This window comes from Streptomyces sp. NPDC002032 (assembly GCF_042890765.1).
Lineage (GTDB): Bacteria > Actinomycetota > Actinomycetes > Streptomycetales > Streptomycetaceae > Streptomyces.
Genome location: NZ_JBIASM010000005.1, coordinates 82,637 through 98,407, shown reverse-complemented (window position 1 = coordinate 98,407; position 15,771 = coordinate 82,637). Strand labels below are relative to the sequence as shown.

General features: G+C 69.4%; 11 protein-coding genes. 8 read left to right on the top strand and 3 right to left on the bottom strand.

Annotated features, from left to right (window positions below):
- The first annotated feature begins 21 nt into the window (after window positions 1-21).
- Together ACFYYT_RS14505 and ACFYYT_RS14500 are read left to right on the top strand one after the other, a co-directional pair.
- Window positions 22-966, top strand: coding sequence for a sugar ABC transporter permease (locus tag ACFYYT_RS14505; RefSeq protein ID WP_351817809.1), 945 nt, complete (start codon window positions 22-24; stop codon window positions 964-966).
- Window positions 967-978: 12 nt separating this feature from the next.
- The gene (locus ACFYYT_RS14500) at window positions 979-1,905 is read left to right on the top strand and encodes a carbohydrate ABC transporter permease (RefSeq protein ID WP_351817812.1); all 927 of its coding nucleotides are present in this window, start codon (window positions 979-981) and stop codon (window positions 1,903-1,905) included.
- On the opposite strand, the gene ACFYYT_RS14495 is transcribed toward ACFYYT_RS14500, so the two are convergent.
- Together ACFYYT_RS14495 and mgtA are read right to left on the bottom strand one after the other, a co-directional pair.
- Window positions 1,898-2,635, bottom strand: a complete 738-nt coding sequence (locus ACFYYT_RS14495; protein ID WP_351817815.1) for an MgtC/SapB family protein — start codon at window positions 2,633-2,635, stop codon at window positions 1,898-1,900. The genes ACFYYT_RS14500 and ACFYYT_RS14495 overlap by 8 nt on opposite strands.
- Before the next feature lie 15 nt (window positions 2,636-2,650).
- Complete coding sequence (mgtA, locus tag ACFYYT_RS14490) at window positions 2,651-5,371, bottom strand: magnesium-translocating P-type ATPase (protein ID WP_351817818.1); 2,721 nt, start codon at window positions 5,369-5,371, stop codon at window positions 2,651-2,653.
- Window positions 5,372-5,942: 571 nt separating this feature from the next.
- Between mgtA and ACFYYT_RS14485 the strand changes: the two genes are divergently transcribed.
- From ACFYYT_RS14485 to ACFYYT_RS14460, 6 genes are all read left to right on the top strand, one after another.
- A complete protein-coding gene (locus ACFYYT_RS14485; protein WP_351817820.1) occupies window positions 5,943-7,157 on the top strand; it encodes an ROK family transcriptional regulator in 1,215 nt (404 codons plus the stop codon).
- A gap of 118 nt (window positions 7,158-7,275) precedes the next feature.
- Window positions 7,276-8,388, top strand: coding sequence for a substrate-binding domain-containing protein (locus ACFYYT_RS14480; RefSeq protein ID WP_351817823.1), 1,113 nt, complete (start codon window positions 7,276-7,278; stop codon window positions 8,386-8,388).
- Window positions 8,389-8,657: 269 nt separating this feature from the next.
- Window positions 8,658-9,446, top strand: coding sequence for an ATP-binding cassette domain-containing protein (locus tag ACFYYT_RS14475; RefSeq protein WP_351817825.1), 789 nt, complete (start codon window positions 8,658-8,660; stop codon window positions 9,444-9,446).
- A gap of 26 nt (window positions 9,447-9,472) precedes the next feature.
- Window positions 9,473-10,753, top strand: a complete 1,281-nt coding sequence (locus tag ACFYYT_RS14470; RefSeq protein WP_385316269.1) for a sugar ABC transporter permease — start codon at window positions 9,473-9,475, stop codon at window positions 10,751-10,753.
- Between the two features lie 254 nt (window positions 10,754-11,007).
- Window positions 11,008-12,957: a 1-deoxy-D-xylulose-5-phosphate synthase gene (dxs, locus tag ACFYYT_RS14465; protein WP_351817828.1), complete on the top strand. Its 1,950-nt coding sequence runs from the start codon at window positions 11,008-11,010 to the stop codon at window positions 12,955-12,957.
- 96 nt (window positions 12,958-13,053) lie between these two features.
- Window positions 13,054-14,565, top strand: coding sequence for an amino acid permease (locus ACFYYT_RS14460; RefSeq protein WP_351817831.1), 1,512 nt, complete (start codon window positions 13,054-13,056; stop codon window positions 14,563-14,565).
- Here the strand turns inward: ACFYYT_RS14460 and ACFYYT_RS14455 are convergent.
- Window positions 14,562-15,698 carry an LCP family protein gene (locus ACFYYT_RS14455; RefSeq protein ID WP_351817834.1) on the bottom strand — a complete coding sequence of 379 codons (1,137 nt, stop codon included), beginning with the start codon at window positions 15,696-15,698 and terminating at the stop codon, window positions 14,562-14,564. The genes ACFYYT_RS14460 and ACFYYT_RS14455 overlap by 4 nt on opposite strands.
- Window positions 15,699-15,771 lie beyond the last annotated feature (73 nt).

Here is a 15,771-nt window from a genome sequence, read left to right as displayed (position 1 = left end):
GCGACACCAGGGACGGACACCATGAGCCAAGTAGCACAGGGGAAAGGGAAGTACGGCTTCATCGCCGGCTTCCTCATCGCACCACTCGCGCTGTACCTGACCTTCGTCATCTGGCCCTACATCCAGACGTTCGGATATTCCTTCACCAACTGGACGGGTCAGTCGCCGGTCTTCGACTTCATCGGTCTGGACAACTACTCCGCCCTGATGAAGGACGAGATCTTCCGCGGCGCGCTGCTGCACAACCTGCTGCTCCTGGTGTTCGTCCCGGTGATCACCATCCTGCTGTCCCTCTTCTTCGCCTTCATGGTGAACGCGGGCGGGCGCAGCGGGGCCGGCGGCGTCCAGGGCGTCGCCGGATCGCGGGTCTACAAGATCGTCTACTTCTTCCCGCAGGTCCTTTCCCTCGCGATCCTCGCCGTCCTCTTCGGCGCCGTCTACCGCAGTGACGAGGGCGGCCTGCTCAACGGGTTCCTCGTCCGACTGGGCCTGATCGACGCGCAGCACCCCATCGAATGGCTCAACGAGCCCAAGTTCGTCCTGTGGTGCCTGCTGTTCGTGGTGGTCTGGTCCGGGGTCGGCTTCTACCTCGTGCTCTTCTCCGCGGCCATGCAGTCCGTCCCCAAGGACATCTACGAGGCCGCGCTGCTCGACGGAGCCGGACGCGCCCAGACCTTCTTCAAGGTCACCCTGCCCCTGCTGTGGGACTCCGTGCAGACCGCCGCGGTCTACCTGGGCATCGCCGCGATGGACATGTTCGTCCTCGTCTCCACGACGACTTCCGGCCAGTTCGGCGGCGGCCCCGACCACCACAGCGAGGTCATGGCCACGGTGCTGATGCGCAACTTCCTGTACTTCGGCAAGAGCGGTTACGCCTGTGCCATGGGCGTGGTCATGCTCGTGCTGACCATGGCCCTGTCCGTCATCACGCTGCGCGCCACCCGCCGCGAGCGCATCGAGTTCTGAGCGGGAGACCTCATGACCACAGTGACCAAGGTTCCGGGCGAGGCCGCCGCGGAACGCTCGGGCGGACCGGTGAAGACCGAGCGGCGCCGCGGGCGCGAGTCGCAGGGGACGGTCCTCAACGTCTTCTCGCACGGCTTCCTCGCCCTCTGGGCGATACTGATCGTCCTGCCGCTGATCTGGCTCGTCCTCGGTTCCTTCAAGACGGACGCGCAGATCGGCGGATCGGCCCTCAGCTGGCCCTCCAACTGGCACTTCGACGCCTTCGGGCGGGCCTGGACCAAGGGCATCGGCGGCTACTTCGCCCACACCCTGATCGTGCTGGTGTTCTCGGTCCCGCTGACCATGCTGTTCGGCTCGATGGCGGCGTACGTGCTGGCCCGCTACCCCTTCAAGGGGAACCGGGTCATCTACTACTTCTTCGTCAGCGGCGCGATGTTCCCGGTGTTCCTCGCGCTCGTCCCGCTGTTCTTCATGGTCAAGCGGTTCGACATGCTGAACACCTACCAGGGCCTGATCCTCGTGTACATCGCGTACTCGATGCCCTTCACCGTCTTCTTCATGCACTCCTTCTTCCGGACGCTGCCCAGCGCCGTCCACGAGGCGGCGGTCATCGACGGGGCCTCCGACACCCGGATCTTCTTCCAGGTGATGCTGCCGATGGCCAAGCCCGGCCTGATCAGCGTCGGGATATTCAATGTCCTGGGGCAGTGGAACCAGTACATCCTGCCCGCGGTGCTGATGCAGCCGCAGTCCAGCTCCGACCCCGAGCGCTACATGCTCACCCAGGGTCTGATCCAGCTCCAGCAGCAGGTGGGCTACGCCTCGGACCTGCCGGTGCTGTTCGCCGGGGCCACCATCGCGATCATCCCGATGCTGGTGGTCTACCTCTCCTTCCAGCGGCAGATCCAGGCCGGCCTGACCTCCGCCACCCTCAAGTAGCGGAGGCCGTGGAGTCGGGTACCACCGACCAGCTGACCGCCGAGACCGAGGGGTCGAGCGAGAGATTGCTGACCGCTCCCTCCAGCATCCGGCCCCCCGCCGCCCCTTCGGCGGTCAGCAGCGCGGACACCGTGACCAGGCCGGCCCCCGGGCCGTCCTGGCTGCGGATCGAGCGCAGCGTGTAGCCGGGCCGGCCGAGCGCGTCGACCAGCCGGTGGCGGATGTGGGCCTCCTCCGCCTCCAGGCACACGGCCTCGAAGTGGAAGTCGGTGGCCACCTCCGCCCCGCCGCGCGGTTCGCGGTCCAGGCGCCGGCCCAGCGGGCGCAGCAGGAGGTTCGCCCCCACCACGCCCGCCGTGCCGAAGGCGGCCAGGACGAACAGGCCGACACCGGCCAGGCAGCCGACCGCGGCCGAACACCACAGGGTGGCGGCCGTGTTCAGCCCGCGCACGCTCAGCCCGTCCCGCATGATCACCCCGGCGCCCAGGAAGCCGATCCCCGAGACGATCTGGGCGGCGACCCGGGAGCCGTCGTAGTTCACCTCGGAGACCGCGCCGAGGAACCCGTACTGCGAGAGCAGCACGAACAGCGCGGCCCCGCCCGCCACCAGGGCGTTGGTCCGCAGGCCCGCCATCCGGGCCCGCCACTGCCGTTCCAGGCCGATGACCGCCCCGAACCCGAGCGCGGCCGCCAGGTGCCCGGCCATCTCCCACTCCGTGAGCAGTGTCATCGGTCCTTCCCCCTCCTACAGCCAGGTCTTGAACGTGCGGATGTACCAGGTCTTCACCAGCTGGGTGAGCGTGCAGTAGGCGAGCAGCACGCCGATGAGCCAGGGGAAGTAGCCCGCCGGCAGGGCCACGAAGCCCAGCGAGGGAGCCAGCGGCGAGAAGGGCAGCCAGAGCCCGGTCAGCACCGCGAGGACGGTCATCACCATCACCGGCCAGGAGGCGCGGGACTGGACGAAGGGGATCTTGCGGGTACGGATCATGTGGACGATCAGGGTCTGCGAGAGCAGGCCCTCGACGAACCAGCCGGACTGGAAGAGCGACTGGGCGGCCTCGTTGTCGGTGGCGAAGACGTTCCACATGATCACGAACATCGCGATGTCGAAGATCGAGCTGATGGGTCCGATGGTCACCATGAAGCGGAAGATGCCCTTGGCGTCCCAGTTGCGGGGCTTGCGCAGGTACTCCTCGTCCATCCGGTCCCACGGGGTGGCCAGCTGGGCGATGTCGTAGACCAGGTTCTGCACCAGCAGCATGATCGCGAGCATCGGCTGGAAGGGGATGAACGCGCTCGCCACCAGCACCGAGAAGACGTTGCCGAAGTTCGAGGAGGCCGTCATCTTGATGTACTTGATGGTGTTGCCGAAGGTGGTCCGGCCCTGGACGACGCCCTGCTCCAGGACCGTCAGGTCCTTCTCCAGCAGGATGATGTCCGCCGACTCCTTGGCGATGTCGACGGCGGTGTCGACGGAGATGCCGACGTCGGCTTCGCGCAGGGCGGCCGCGTCGTTGATGCCGTCGCCGAGGAAGCCGACGGTGTGCCCCTCGGCCCGCAGCGCCCGTACGATGCGGGCCTTCTGGACGGGGTTGACCTTGGCGAAGACCGTCGTACGGGCGGCCAGCGCGCGCAGCGCCTCCTCGTCGAGGGCGTCCAGCTCGCAGCCGGAGACCACGTGGCCCACCTCGATGCCGACGTCCGCGCAGACCCGGGCCGCCACCAGCTCGTTGTCGCCGGTGACCACCTTGACCGCGATGCCCTTGTCGGCCAGGCCCCGCAGGGCCGTGGCCGCGGAGGCCTTCGGCGGGTCGAGGAAGGCGAGGAAGCCGACCAGCGTCAGCCGCTCCTCGTCGGCGACGCAGTAGGCGGCGCGCGGCGCGTCCACCGTGCGGGTGGCGACGGCCAGGACCCGCAGGCCCCGCCGGTTGTTCTCCTCGGCGAGCCGGGTGACGTCCTGCCGCAGCCGCTCGGTGAGCTCGACGCTCTCGCCGCGGTCGCGCAGGTGGGTGCACAGGTCGAGGACCTCCTCCACCGCACCCTTGGTGATCATGACGTGCTCGGCCCGGCCGCCCGCGCCCAGCACGCTGTTGCGGTTGAGGACCACGGACATCCGGCGCCGGGCGAAGTCGAAGGGGATCTCGTCGACCATCGAGAACCGTGCGTCGACGACAACCTCCTCGACCTCATCCACGCGGTCGATGACCGCCTGGTCCATCAGGTTCTTCAGGCCCGTCTGGAAGTGGGCGTTGAGGTAGCCGTACTCCAGCACCTCGGCGTCCTCGGCGCCGTGCACGTCCAGGTAGCGGTCCAAGGCGATGCGGTCCTCGGTGAGGGTGCCGGTCTTGTCGGTGCACAGGACGTCCATCGCGCCCAGGTTCTGGATCGCGTTGAGCCGCTTGACGACGACCTTGCGCCGGGACATGGCCACCGCCCCGCGCGCCAGGTTCGCGGAGACCACCATCGGCAGCATCTCGGGGGTGAGCCCGACCGCCACGGCGACGGCGAAGAGGAACGCCTCGTCCCAGTCGCCCTTGGTGAAGCCGTTGACCATGAAGACGACCGGGACCATGACCAGCATGAAGCGGATCAGCAGGAAGCTGACCTTGCGCACGCCGTCGTCGAAGTTGGTCTGCGGGCGCTCGCCGGCCAGCGAGCCGGCCATGGAGCCGAAGTAGGTGTCGCCGCCGGTGGCCACGACCACGCCGGTCGCGGTGCCGGAGGTGACCGAGGTCCCCATCAGGCAGAGGTTGTCGGCCTCGACCGGGTCGGCCGTCTCGTGCTGGCCGAGGTCCTCGGCGCGGGTGTCGGCCTTGGCCACCGGCAGGGACTCGCCGGACAGCGAGGCCTGCGAGACCATCAGGTCCTTCGAGGTCAGCAGGCGCAGGTCGGCCGGGATCAGGTCGCCGGCGGCCAGCTTGACCAGGTCGCCCGGGACCACCTGCTCCAGAGGCACCTCGAAGGTGGTGGGGGCCGATCCGCTGCCCGCCCGGCGCTGCACCGCGCAGGTGGTGGTGACGAGCTTCTTCAGCGCGTCGGCCGCCCGGCCCGAGCGGTACTCCTGCCAGAAGCGCAGGAGACCGCTGATCCCCACCATCGCGGAGAGGATGACGACGCCCGGATCGGCGGGGTCCTGCCAGAACATGACGGCGGCCAGGAAGACCAGGACGCCGATGAAGGGGTTCCAGAACGCCTTGGCGAGCTGGGCGAACCAGCGCGGGGCCCGCTCGTGGGCGATGGTGTTGGCGCCGTGGCGCTCCAGCCGCAGCGCCGCCTCGGCGTGGGTGAGGCCGCCGCGCGAGGTGTCCACGTCCTGGAGGACCCGGACGGCCGGGCGGGAACTGACGTCGGCGAGGCGCTCGCCGACGCGGCGGGTGCCGGCCTCCAGCTCGGCGGCCTTGCGCTCGCGGCGGGAGCGGCCCGGCGGTGCGAGCTTCGCGGGGGAACGGGGGGTGAGCATGGTCATGACGAATACCTCCCTCCACGGTGTCCGGGCAGCGCGGAGCCGAGCGGTCACGTGGAGTGATCATGGGTCGGCGCGGGAGGGCACGCAGGGCCCCGGACGCGCCGGTGGGCATGGAGGACGCACGCCCGTCACGAGGTGCAGGGCATGCGGAAGGAATGAAAAGATGCACGCAGGCGGCGAAGGGCCGCCGGGCCCGGTGGGGCCGTGCGGAATCGGATACAGGTCAGCTGGTCAACGGATCAGCTGACGCGGGCGCTGCGAGGACTTCGATCGGGACTCATCCCGAACACCTCCTCGCGTAGCGCCGTCATCACAGGGCGCCAGGTCCGGCCGGAAAGGCCGCAGAGGACCGGCGCCTCAGCGACCGTAGCACGATCCAGGAGGCCCCAGTTCCTCCTTTTGGTCAGTGGTGTCCCATTCGTGCTGCGTCAGCCTCTTGACGTCTGGATAGCCAAAGGCTCGACTTAAGGTTCACAAGTTGGAGAGACGCCGGGGTCTCGGAGCGCACAGCCGCGACGACCGGCCGGGGGGCGACGGCTGGCCGTCGCTTATGGGCAGGAGTGGATGAGTCGTGCAGACTCCCGGATCGCAGTCCTCGCTGCATCGCGCGAACCTCGAACGGGTCGTGCGGGCCGTGCGCCTCGCGGGTTCGCTGACCCAGGCGGAGATCGCCCGTACCACCGGACTGTCGGCGGCCACGGTCTCCAACATCGTCCGCGAGCTCAAGGACGCCGGGACCGTGGAGGTCACCGACACCTCGGCCGGTGGCCGCCGGGCCCGCAGCGTCTCGCTCAGCGGGGACGCGGGCATCGTGATCGGCGTGGACTTCGGCCACACCCACCTGCGGGTGGCCGTCGGCAACCTCGCCCACCAGGTACTGGCCGAGGAGTCCGAGCCGCTGGACGTGGACGCCTCCTGGGTGGACGGCTTCGACCGGGCGGAAGCGCTGGTCGGACGGCTGGTCCAGGGGGTCGGCGTCAGCCGGGACAAGGTCATCGGCGTGGGGCTCGGCGTCCCCGGGCCCATCGACGTGGAGTCCGGGACCCTCGGCTCCACCGCGATCCTGCCGGGCTGGGCCGGGATCAACCCGCGCCAGGAGCTCTCGCAGCGCCTGGGCGTGCCCGTGTACGTGGACAACGACGCGAACCTCGGGGCGCTGGGCGAGCTGGTCTGGGGCAGCGGCCGGGGGGTCAAGGACCTGGCGTACATCAAGGTCGCGAGCGGTGTGGGCGCGGGCCTGGTGATCAACGGCCAGATCTACCGGGGTCCCGGCGGCACCGCCGGGGAGATCGGGCACATCACCCTGGACGAGTCCGGGCCGGTCTGCCGCTGCGGCAACCGCGGCTGCCTGGAGACCTTCGCCGCCGCCCGCTACGTGCTGCCGCTCCTCCAGAGCAGTCACGGGCCGGAGCTGACGATGGAGCGGGTGGTCGAGCTGGCCCGCGGCGGGGACCCGGGCTGCCGCCGGGTCGTCACCGACGTCGGCCGGCACATCGGCAGCGGCGTGGCCAGCCTGTGCAACCTGCTGAACCCCAGCCGGGTGGTGCTGGGGGGATCGCTCGCCGAAGCGGGTGAACTCGTCCTGGCCCCGATCCGTGAATCAGTGGGGAGGTACGCGATTCCCAGCGCGGCGCGCCAGCTGTCCGTCCTGACGGGCTCGTTGGGCGGCCGCGCGGAAGTGCTCGGCGCGCTGGCCCTCGTACTGAGCGAGATGGGCGATTCGACGCTTTTGGCGGAAAATGGAATGGGCGTGCGCGCTCCCGCCGTCATGTCTTCAGTTAGATAACGGATGGCACCGTTGTCATCTCGTTAAGGATTCACTCCTTGACGGCAAAGTTGCGGCCGGGGTTGACTCACATCCACCTCGGCCGCAACGTTGCGGCCTCGTCAGGGAGGTTCAAGTAATGAACACGCGTATGCGTAGAGCCGCCGTAGCCGTCGCCGCCGGTGCCATGGCCGTTTCGCTGGCCGCCTGTGGCAGTGCCAAGGAAGCGGGCGGCGAGAAGAAGCCTTCGGGCGCCGCGGCGGGCGACGCCATCAAGGTCGGTCTGCTCCTGCCGGAGAACCAGACCGCGCGCTACGAGAAGTTCGACAAGCCGCTGATCGAGAAGAAGGTCTCCGATCTGACGGGCGGCAAGGCCGAGGTCGTCTACGCCAACGCCAAGCAGGACGCGACCACGCAGAACTCCCAGGTCGACACGATGATCACCAACAAGGTGAACGTCCTGATCGTCGACGCGGTCGACGCCAAGGCCATCGCGGGCTCGGTCAAGAAGGCGAAGGAGGCCGGCATCCCGGTCGTCGCCTACGACCGCCTCGCCGAGGGCCCGATCGACGCCTACACCTCCTTCGACAACGAAGAGGTCGGCAAGGTCCAGGGCAAGGCGCTGCTGGAGGCCCTGGGCGACAAGGCCAAGGACGGCCAGGTCGTCATGATGAACGGCTCCGTCACCGACCCGAACGCCGCGCTGTTCAAGAAGGGCGCGCACTCCGTCCTGGACGGCAAGGTGACCATCGGCAAGGAGTACGACACCAAGGAGTGGAAGCCGGAGAACGCCAACACCAACATGGCGGGAGCGCTCTCGGCGATCGGCAAGGACAAGGTCGTCGGCGTCTACTCCGCCAATGACGGAATGGCCGGCGGCATCATCACCGCCCTCAAGGCCGCCGGTCTGAGCCCGCTCCCGCCGGTCACCGGTCAGGACGCCGAACTCGCCGGTGTGCAGCGCATCGTGGCGGGCGAGCAGTTCATGAGCGTCTACAAGCCCTACGCCCCCGAGGCCTCCGCGGCCGCCGAGATGGCCGTCGCCCTCGCCAAGGGCGAGAAGATCGACGGGATCATCAACAACAACATCGACAGCCCCACCACCAAGGGCGTCCCGTCGGTGCTGATCCCGGTCGTCTCGCTGACGAAGACCAACATCAAGGACACCGTCGTCAAGGACGGCGTCTACACGGTCGACGAGATCTGCGCCGACAAGTACGCGGCCGCCTGCACCACCCTCGGCCTCAAGTAAGCCCCCGCGGGACCCGCGAAGGTTCCGCCGAGGCCCGCCAGAGCCCGCAGAAGACCCGCGGAAGCCCGCGAAGAAACGTCTCCTCATACGAGACGGCCCCGCGCCTGCCCGGCGCCCCGCACCTTCTCACCCCGCCACCCGCGGGGCGCCGGGCAGAAACGATCCCCCTTCCGGGCCGGCTCCGCCCCCGCGGTCCCGCTCCACATATCCCCGTCCGCCCCGCTCCTGCTCTTTTGCACGACATCCCCGCCGGTCAGGCGGCGAAGGAGATGGTTCATGTGTCCGCTGCGCCCGTGCTGGCGTTGCGAGGGGTCTCGAAGCGGTTCGGTGCCGTCCAGGCCCTGACCGACGTAGAACTCGAGATCCACTCCGGTGAGGTGGTCGCCCTGGTCGGCGACAACGGCGCCGGCAAGTCCACGCTGGTCAAGACGATCGCCGGCGTGCACCCCATCGATGACGGAGTCATCGAGTGGGAGGGCCGTCCGGTCTCCATCAACAAGCCCCACGACGCCCAGAACCTCGGCATCGCGACGGTCTACCAGGACCTCGCGCTGTGCGACAACATCGACGTCGTCGGCAACCTCTTCCTCGGCCGCGAGCTCAAGCGCTTCGGCGTCCTCGACGAGGTGGAGATGGAGCGCCGCGCCCGCGAGCTCCTGACCACCCTGTCCATCCGGATCCCCAGTGTCCGGATCCCCATCGCCTCGCTCTCCGGCGGTCAGCGCCAGACCGTGGCGATCGCCCGCTCGATGCTGGGCGAGCCCAAGCTCGTCATCCTCGACGAGCCCACCGCCGCCCTCGGCGTCGAGCAGACCGCCCAGGTGCTGGACCTGGTGGAGCGGCTGCGCGAACGCGGCCACGCCGTCATCCTCATCAGCCACAACATGGCCGATGTGAAGGCCGTCGCCGACAAGGTGGCGGTCCTGCGGCTGGGCCGCAACAACGGCGTCTTCCGTGTCGCCGACACCTCGCAGGAAGAGATCATCTCCGCCATCACCGGGGCCACGGACAACGCCGTGACCCGCCGGGCGGCCCGCACCGGGGAGGCCCGCAAGTGAGCACCCACCAGCCCGCCGCCGATCCGCTGGACAAGGGCCCGGGGCGGCACACCGACCCGGTCAACCCGTCCGCGGCGGCCGACGCCATCCCCGCGGTGGACCCCCGCCTGCTCGTGCGCGAGCAGGGCCTGTCCGGCTACCTGAACGAGTTCGGCCGCAAGATGAAGGCCGGCGACCTGGGCTCCATCCCGGTCGTCATCGGTCTGATCGTCATCTGGAGCATCTTCCAGAGCCTGAACTCGAACTTCCTCTCCCCGGAGAACCTCACCAACATCGCGATCACGATGGTCGCCACCGGCATGATGGCCGTCGGCATCATCTTCGTGCTGCTGCTCGGCGAGATCGACCTCTCGGTCGGTTCCGTCAGCGGTGTCTCGGGCGCGATCGTGGCCGTCCTCGCCGTCACCCACGGCGTGAACGAATGGGCCGCGATCCTGGCGGCCGTCGCGGGCGGCGCCCTGATCGGCGCGATCCACGGCTTCTTCTTCGCCAAGATCGGCGCCCCGGCCTTCGCCGTCACCCTGTCGGGCCTGCTGTTCTGGTCCGGCGCGATGCTCCAGATCCTGGGCAGCAACGGCACCATCAACCTCGACTCCGAGGGCGTGGTCGGCAAGCTCACCACGTACTACTTCTCGGACGTGGCCGCCGGGTACGGCCTCGCGGCGGTCGCGGTGGCGGCGTACTTCCTCGCCACCTTCTTCGACAACCGCCGGCGGGAGGCCGCCGGGGTCCCCTCGCGGCCGCTCACCGAGATCCTGCTGCGCACCGGCGTGCTCGCGGTCTTCACCTTCGGGCCGGCCGTGGTGTTCAACCAGTACAAGGGCCTGCCGCTCGCGGTGGTGCTCTTCGTGCTGGCGCTGGTCGCCACGGACTTCCTGCTGCGCCGCACCTCCTTCGGCCGCAACGTCTTCGCGCTCGGCGGCAGCGTCGAGGCCTCGCGCCGCGCGGGCATCAACGTGGCCGGGATCCGCATCGCGGTCTTCGCGATCGCGGGCACCTTCGCCGCCGTCGGCGGGCTCTTCTGGGCCTCCAAGATCGCGGCGGCCAACCAGAGCGCCGGCGCCGGCGACCTGCTGATGAACGTCATCGCGGCGGCCGTCATCGGCGGCACCAGCCTCTTCGGCGGCCGGGGCCGGACCTGGAACGCCCTCCTCGGCGTCATGGTCATCACCTCCATCCAGTACGGTCTGGCCCTGGAGGGGATCGCGACACCGATCCAGTACATGATCACCGGTGCGGTGCTGCTCGCCACGGTGGTCATCGACTCGGTGACCCGCAAGACCCAGAAGACGGCCGGGCGCGCCTGACCGCGGGCCCCGCGGGGCCGCGCGCAACGGTAAGACCCGTCACAGTGCCCGGTGCCACTTCGTGTGGCGCCGGGCACCTGTGCGTACATCGGTGCGTACAACTGTGCGGATATACACCCGTTTGGGAGGTGTGATTCCCCGATGAGGTGTACAGGTATGACAAAGGTGTGACCCTCGCGGTACCGCCCGATGACCGCCCCCGCGAGCGGAACATTAGACTCGACAGACCAGCAAGCAACTGCAAGGAGGCACGGGTGCTGCTGCCCCGCATCAAGGGACCGCGCGATCTGGACCGGCTCAGCCAGGAGGAGCTCGACCAGCTCGCGGCCGAGATCCGGTCCTTCCTGGTCGACGCCGTCTCCAAGACCGGCGGGCACCTCGGCCCCAACCTCGGCGTGGTCGAACTGACGATCGCCCTGCACCGGGTCTTCGAATCGCCCAAGGACAAGATCCTCTTCGACACCGGCCACCAGGCCTACGTCCACAAGCTGCTCACCGGCCGCCAGGACTTCGGCGGCCTGCGCACCAAGGGCGGCCTGTCCGGCTACCCGTCGCGGGCCGAGTCCGAGCACGACGTGATCGAGAACTCGCACGCCTCCACGGTGCTCGGCTGGGCCGACGGCTTCGCCAAGGCCAACGAGGTGCTCGGCCGCGAGGACCACCACGTCGCCGCCGTCATCGGCGACGGCGCGCTGACGGGCGGCATGGCCTGGGAGGCGCTGAACAACATCGCCGCCGCCAAGGACCGTCCGCTGGTGATCGTCGTCAACGACAACGAGCGCTCGTACGGCCCCACCATCGGCGGCCTCGCGAACCACCTCGCCACCCTGCGCACCACCGACGGCTACGAGCGCTTCCTCGCCCGCGGCAAGGACCTCCTGGAGCGCACCCCGGTCGTCGGCAAGCCCCTGTACGAGACCCTGCACGGGGCCAAGAAGGGCCTGAAGGACTTCATCGCCCCGCAGGGCATGTTCGAGGACCTCGGACTGAAGTACATCGGCCCCATCGACGGCCACGACATCGAGGCCCTGGAGTCCGCCTTCCAGCGCGCCAAGCGCTTCAGCGGCCCGGTCATCGTGCACTGCCTCACCCAGAAGGGCCGCGGTTACACCCCGGCCCTGGAGCACGAGGCGGACCGCTTCCACGCCGTCGGCGTCATCCACCCGGACACCGGCCTGCCGGTCAAGACGGCCGCCGCGAGCTGGACCTCCGTCTTCGCCGACGAGATGGTCAAGCTCGGCCACGACCGCGAGGACATCGTCGGCATCACCGCCGCCATGCTCCACCCGGTCGGCCTCAACAAGTTCGCCGAGGCCTTCCCGGACCGGATCTTCGACGTCGGCATCGCCGAGCAGCACGGCGCGACCTCCGCGGCGGGCCTGGCCAGCGGCGGCGTCCACCCGGTCTTCGCCGTCTACGCGACCTTCCTCAACCGCGCCTTCGACCAGGTCCTGATGGACGTCGCCCTGCACAAGTGCGGGGTCACCTTCGTCCTGGACCGGGCCGGTGTCACCGGTGACGACGGCGCCTCCCACAACGGCATGTGGGACATGTCCATCCTCCAGGTCGTCCCCGGCCTGCGGCTGGCCGCCCCGCGCGACGCCGAGCAGCTGCGCGCCCAGCTGCGCGAGGCCGTCGAGGTCAAGGACGCGCCGACCGTCGTGCGCTACTCCAAGGGCGTCGTCGGCCCGGCCGTCCCCGCCGTCGGCAGGATCGGCGGCATGGACGTGCTGCGCGCCGCGGGCGCCGAGGTCACCCGCCCCCTCGGCCCTTCGGGCCTGGGGGGACCCCTTGGGGACGTACTGCTCGTCTCGGTCGGCGCGCTGGCCCCGATGTGCCTGGAGATCGCCGACCTGCTCGACAAGCAGGGCATCTCGACGACCGTGGTCGACCCCCGCTGGGTGAAGCCGGTGGACGAGGCCATGGCCCCGCTCGCCGACCGTCACCGGGTCGTCGTCACCGTCGAGGACAACGGCCGCACCGGCGGTGTCGGCTCCGCCGTCGCGCAGGCCCTGCGGGACGCGGGCGTCGACGTACCGCTGCGCGACTTCGGGATCCCGCAGCGCTTCCTCGACCACGCGCTGCGCAAGGAGATCATGGCCGAGATCGGTCTGACCGCTCCGGACATCGCCCGTCAGGTCACCGGCCTGGTGGCCAAGCTGGACGGACGCTACGACAGCGAGCAGGCCGCAACGGTCGACTAGAGCGCGCGGTTGCACGTCACGGGCCGGGAGATCACCCTGGAAGGGGTGGGCCTCCCGGCCCGTTCGCGTACGTCGTCGCCCGTCGGAGGTGCGTCGGTGAGCAAGGACCTGAACAGCGTCTTCCGCACCAAGACGGTGGAGCAGTCCATCCGTGACACGGAGGAGCCGGAACACGCACTCCGCAAGTCGCTCTCCGCCTGGGACCTGACGGTCTTCGGTGTGGGCGTCATCATCGGCACCGGCATCTTCGTGCTCACGGGCATCGCAGCCCGGAACAACGCCGGACCCGCCACCGCCCTCGCCTTCGTGGCGGCGGGCGTCGTCTGCGCCCTCGCGGCGCTCTGCTACGCCGAGTTCGCGTCCACCGTGCCGGTGGCCGGATCGGCGTACACCTTCTCGTACGCCTCGATCGGCGAGCTGCCCGCCTGGATCATCGGCTGGGACCTGGTGCTCGAATTCGCGCTCGGCACCGCGGTCGTGGCGGTCGGCTGGTCCGGGTACGTGCGCCACCTCATGCACACCAACCTCGGCTGGAACCTGCCCAAGACCCTGGAGGGGCCGGACGCGGGAGGAAGCTTCGACCTGCTGGCCTTCCTGCTGATCCTGGTGCTGACCGTGATCCTGGTCGTCGGGACGAAGCTCTCGGCCCGGATCACGGCGATCGTGGTCGCGATCAAGGTCGCCGTGGTGCTGCTCGTCATCATCGCGGGCCTGTTCTTCATCAAGGCCGACAACTACTCGCCCTTCATCCCGCCGGCCCAGCCACAGGAGGCGGGAAGCGGCCTGCACGCGCCGCTGGTCCAGTTGATGTTCGGTTACGCGCCCACCAACTTCGGCGTCATGGGCATCTTCACGGCGGCCTCGCTCATCTTCTTCGCCTTCATCGGCTTCGACGTCGTGGCCACCGCGGCGGAGGAGACGAAGAACCCCCAGCGGGACATGCCGCGCGGCATCCTCGGCTCGCTCGTGATCTGCACCCTGCTCTACGTCGCCGTGACGCTGGTGGTCACCGGCATGCAGAAGTACTCGGAGATGTCGCCGACCGCGCCACTGGCCGAAGCCTTCAAGTCGGTGAACCAGCCCTTCTTCTCCGGCGCCATCAGTCTCGGGGCGGCCGTCGGCCTGATCACCGTGAGCATGATCCTGCTGCTCGGCCAGACCCGGGTGTTCTTCGCGATGAGCCGTGACGGACTGCTGCCGCGCGTCTTCTCCGTCACCCACCCCAAGTACCGCACCCCCTACCGCGCGACCATCCTGCTCGGCGGGATCATCGCGATCGTCGCCGGCTTCACCAGCCTGGAGAAGCTCGCGGAGCTGGTGAACATCGGCACGCTGTTCGCCTTCGTGCTCGTCGCCCTCGGCGTGATCATCCTGCGCCGGACCCGGCCCGACCTGCACCGGGCGTTCCGTACCCCGTGGGTGCCGGTGATCCCGATCCTGTCGATCGCGGCCTCGTTCTGGCTGATGCTCAACCTGCCGGCCGAGACCTGGATCCGGTTCGGCGTCTGGATGGCCATCGGCTTCATCGTCTACTTCCTCTACGGCCGCAGCCACAGCCGCCTCGGCCGCGGCGAGGGCGTCCGCGAGGACGTCCGCGAGGACCGCTAGGGCATCGGGGAGGGCGAGGCCTTCGGTGCCTTGGGGGCCTTGCCCGAACCGCCCTTGGCGGGGGAGTCCTTCGCCGCGGCGGGGACCTTCTGGTCGCTCCGCAGGGCCTCCCACAGCAGGGAGGCCTGCTCCTGTGCGACGACGACCCGGTTGGGGTCCACCTTGTCGTAGGCCACCGGCAGCATGATGGTCTCCATGGTGGACGGGTCCACGCCCCGCATGCTCCGCGCGAAGTCGGACAGCGCGGTCAGGGAGGCCAGATCGGAGTCCGTGGTCAGCGACTTGGTGCCGGCGTCCGCGAGCTTGTACAGCCGGGCCGGGTTGCCGAAGGCGTCCTGCTTCTTGATCTCGGAGAGCATCGCCAGCATGAACTGCTGCTGGAGGCCTATGCGTCCCAGGTCGCTGCCGTCCCCGTAGCCGTAGCGGGTGCGGACGAACTTCAGCGAGTCCGTGCCGTTCAGCCGGTGCGTGCCCGCGTCCAGCTTCAGGCCGCCCTTCGCGCCGCTCATCGGCTGGTCGAGGGTGACGGTGACCCCGCCGAGCGCGTCCACCAGGCCCTTGAACCCGGCGAAGTCCACCTCCACGAAGTGGTCCACGCGGATCCCGGACAGCTGCTCCACCGTCTTGACCACACAGGCCGGACCGGCCACCGAGTACACCGAGTTGAACATGACCCGGTTCGCCGGGGGCACCGTCTTGCCGTCGGCGTCCTTGCACTCGGGCCGGGAGATCAGGGTGTCGCGCGGGATGCTCACCGCGGTGGCCCTGGCCCGGCCCTCGGGTATGTGCACCAGCATCGCCGTGTCGGAGCGGGCCCCGCTGACGTCGCCGTGGTCGAGCTCGCCGTTGGCGCCGGCGCGCGAGTCGGAGCCGAGCACCAGGACGTTCTGCGCGTTCCCCGCCACCTTCGGCGGCCGGTTGTCGGTGCCGATCGCCTGGTCCAGGTCGACGCTGGAGATGTTCCCGTTGAGGTGGCTGTAGAGCCACCAGCCGGAGCCGGCCGCGCCGAGGACCAGTACGGCCGCCGTCCAGGCCACCCCCCGGCGGATCCTGCTCGCGCGCGAACGGGGCGGACGTCCGGGGGACGCCTGGCCCTCGGCCGGGCTCGTCGTCGCGGTGGTGTCTGAAGTCATGCCCGGGGACCGGCCTTCCGGAGGGGAAGCGGGGGAATCTCGCGGGCTACAAGATAAGCGCAGGATCACGCCA

Excerpts from the sequence above, each read along its gene's own strand:
- ACFYYT_RS14505 (WP_351817809.1), top strand. The coding sequence starts at position 22 with ATGAGCCAAGTAGCACAGGGGAAAGGGAAGTACGGCTTCATCGCCGGC.
- ACFYYT_RS14500 (WP_351817812.1), top strand. The coding sequence starts at position 979 with ATGACCACAGTGACCAAGGTTCCGGGCGAGGCCGCCGCGGAACGCTCG.
- ACFYYT_RS14495 (WP_351817815.1), bottom strand. The coding sequence starts at position 2,635 with ATGACACTGCTCACGGAGTGGGAGATGGCCGGGCACCTGGCGGCCGCG.
- mgtA (WP_351817818.1), bottom strand. The coding sequence starts at position 5,371 with ATGACCATGCTCACCCCCCGTTCCCCCGCGAAGCTCGCACCGCCGGGC.
- ACFYYT_RS14480 (WP_351817823.1), top strand. The coding sequence starts at position 7,276 with ATGAACACGCGTATGCGTAGAGCCGCCGTAGCCGTCGCCGCCGGTGCC.
- ACFYYT_RS14475 (WP_351817825.1), top strand. The coding sequence starts at position 8,658 with ATGGTTCATGTGTCCGCTGCGCCCGTGCTGGCGTTGCGAGGGGTCTCG.
- ACFYYT_RS14455 (WP_351817834.1), bottom strand. The coding sequence starts at position 15,698 with ATGACTTCAGACACCACCGCGACGACGAGCCCGGCCGAGGGCCAGGCG.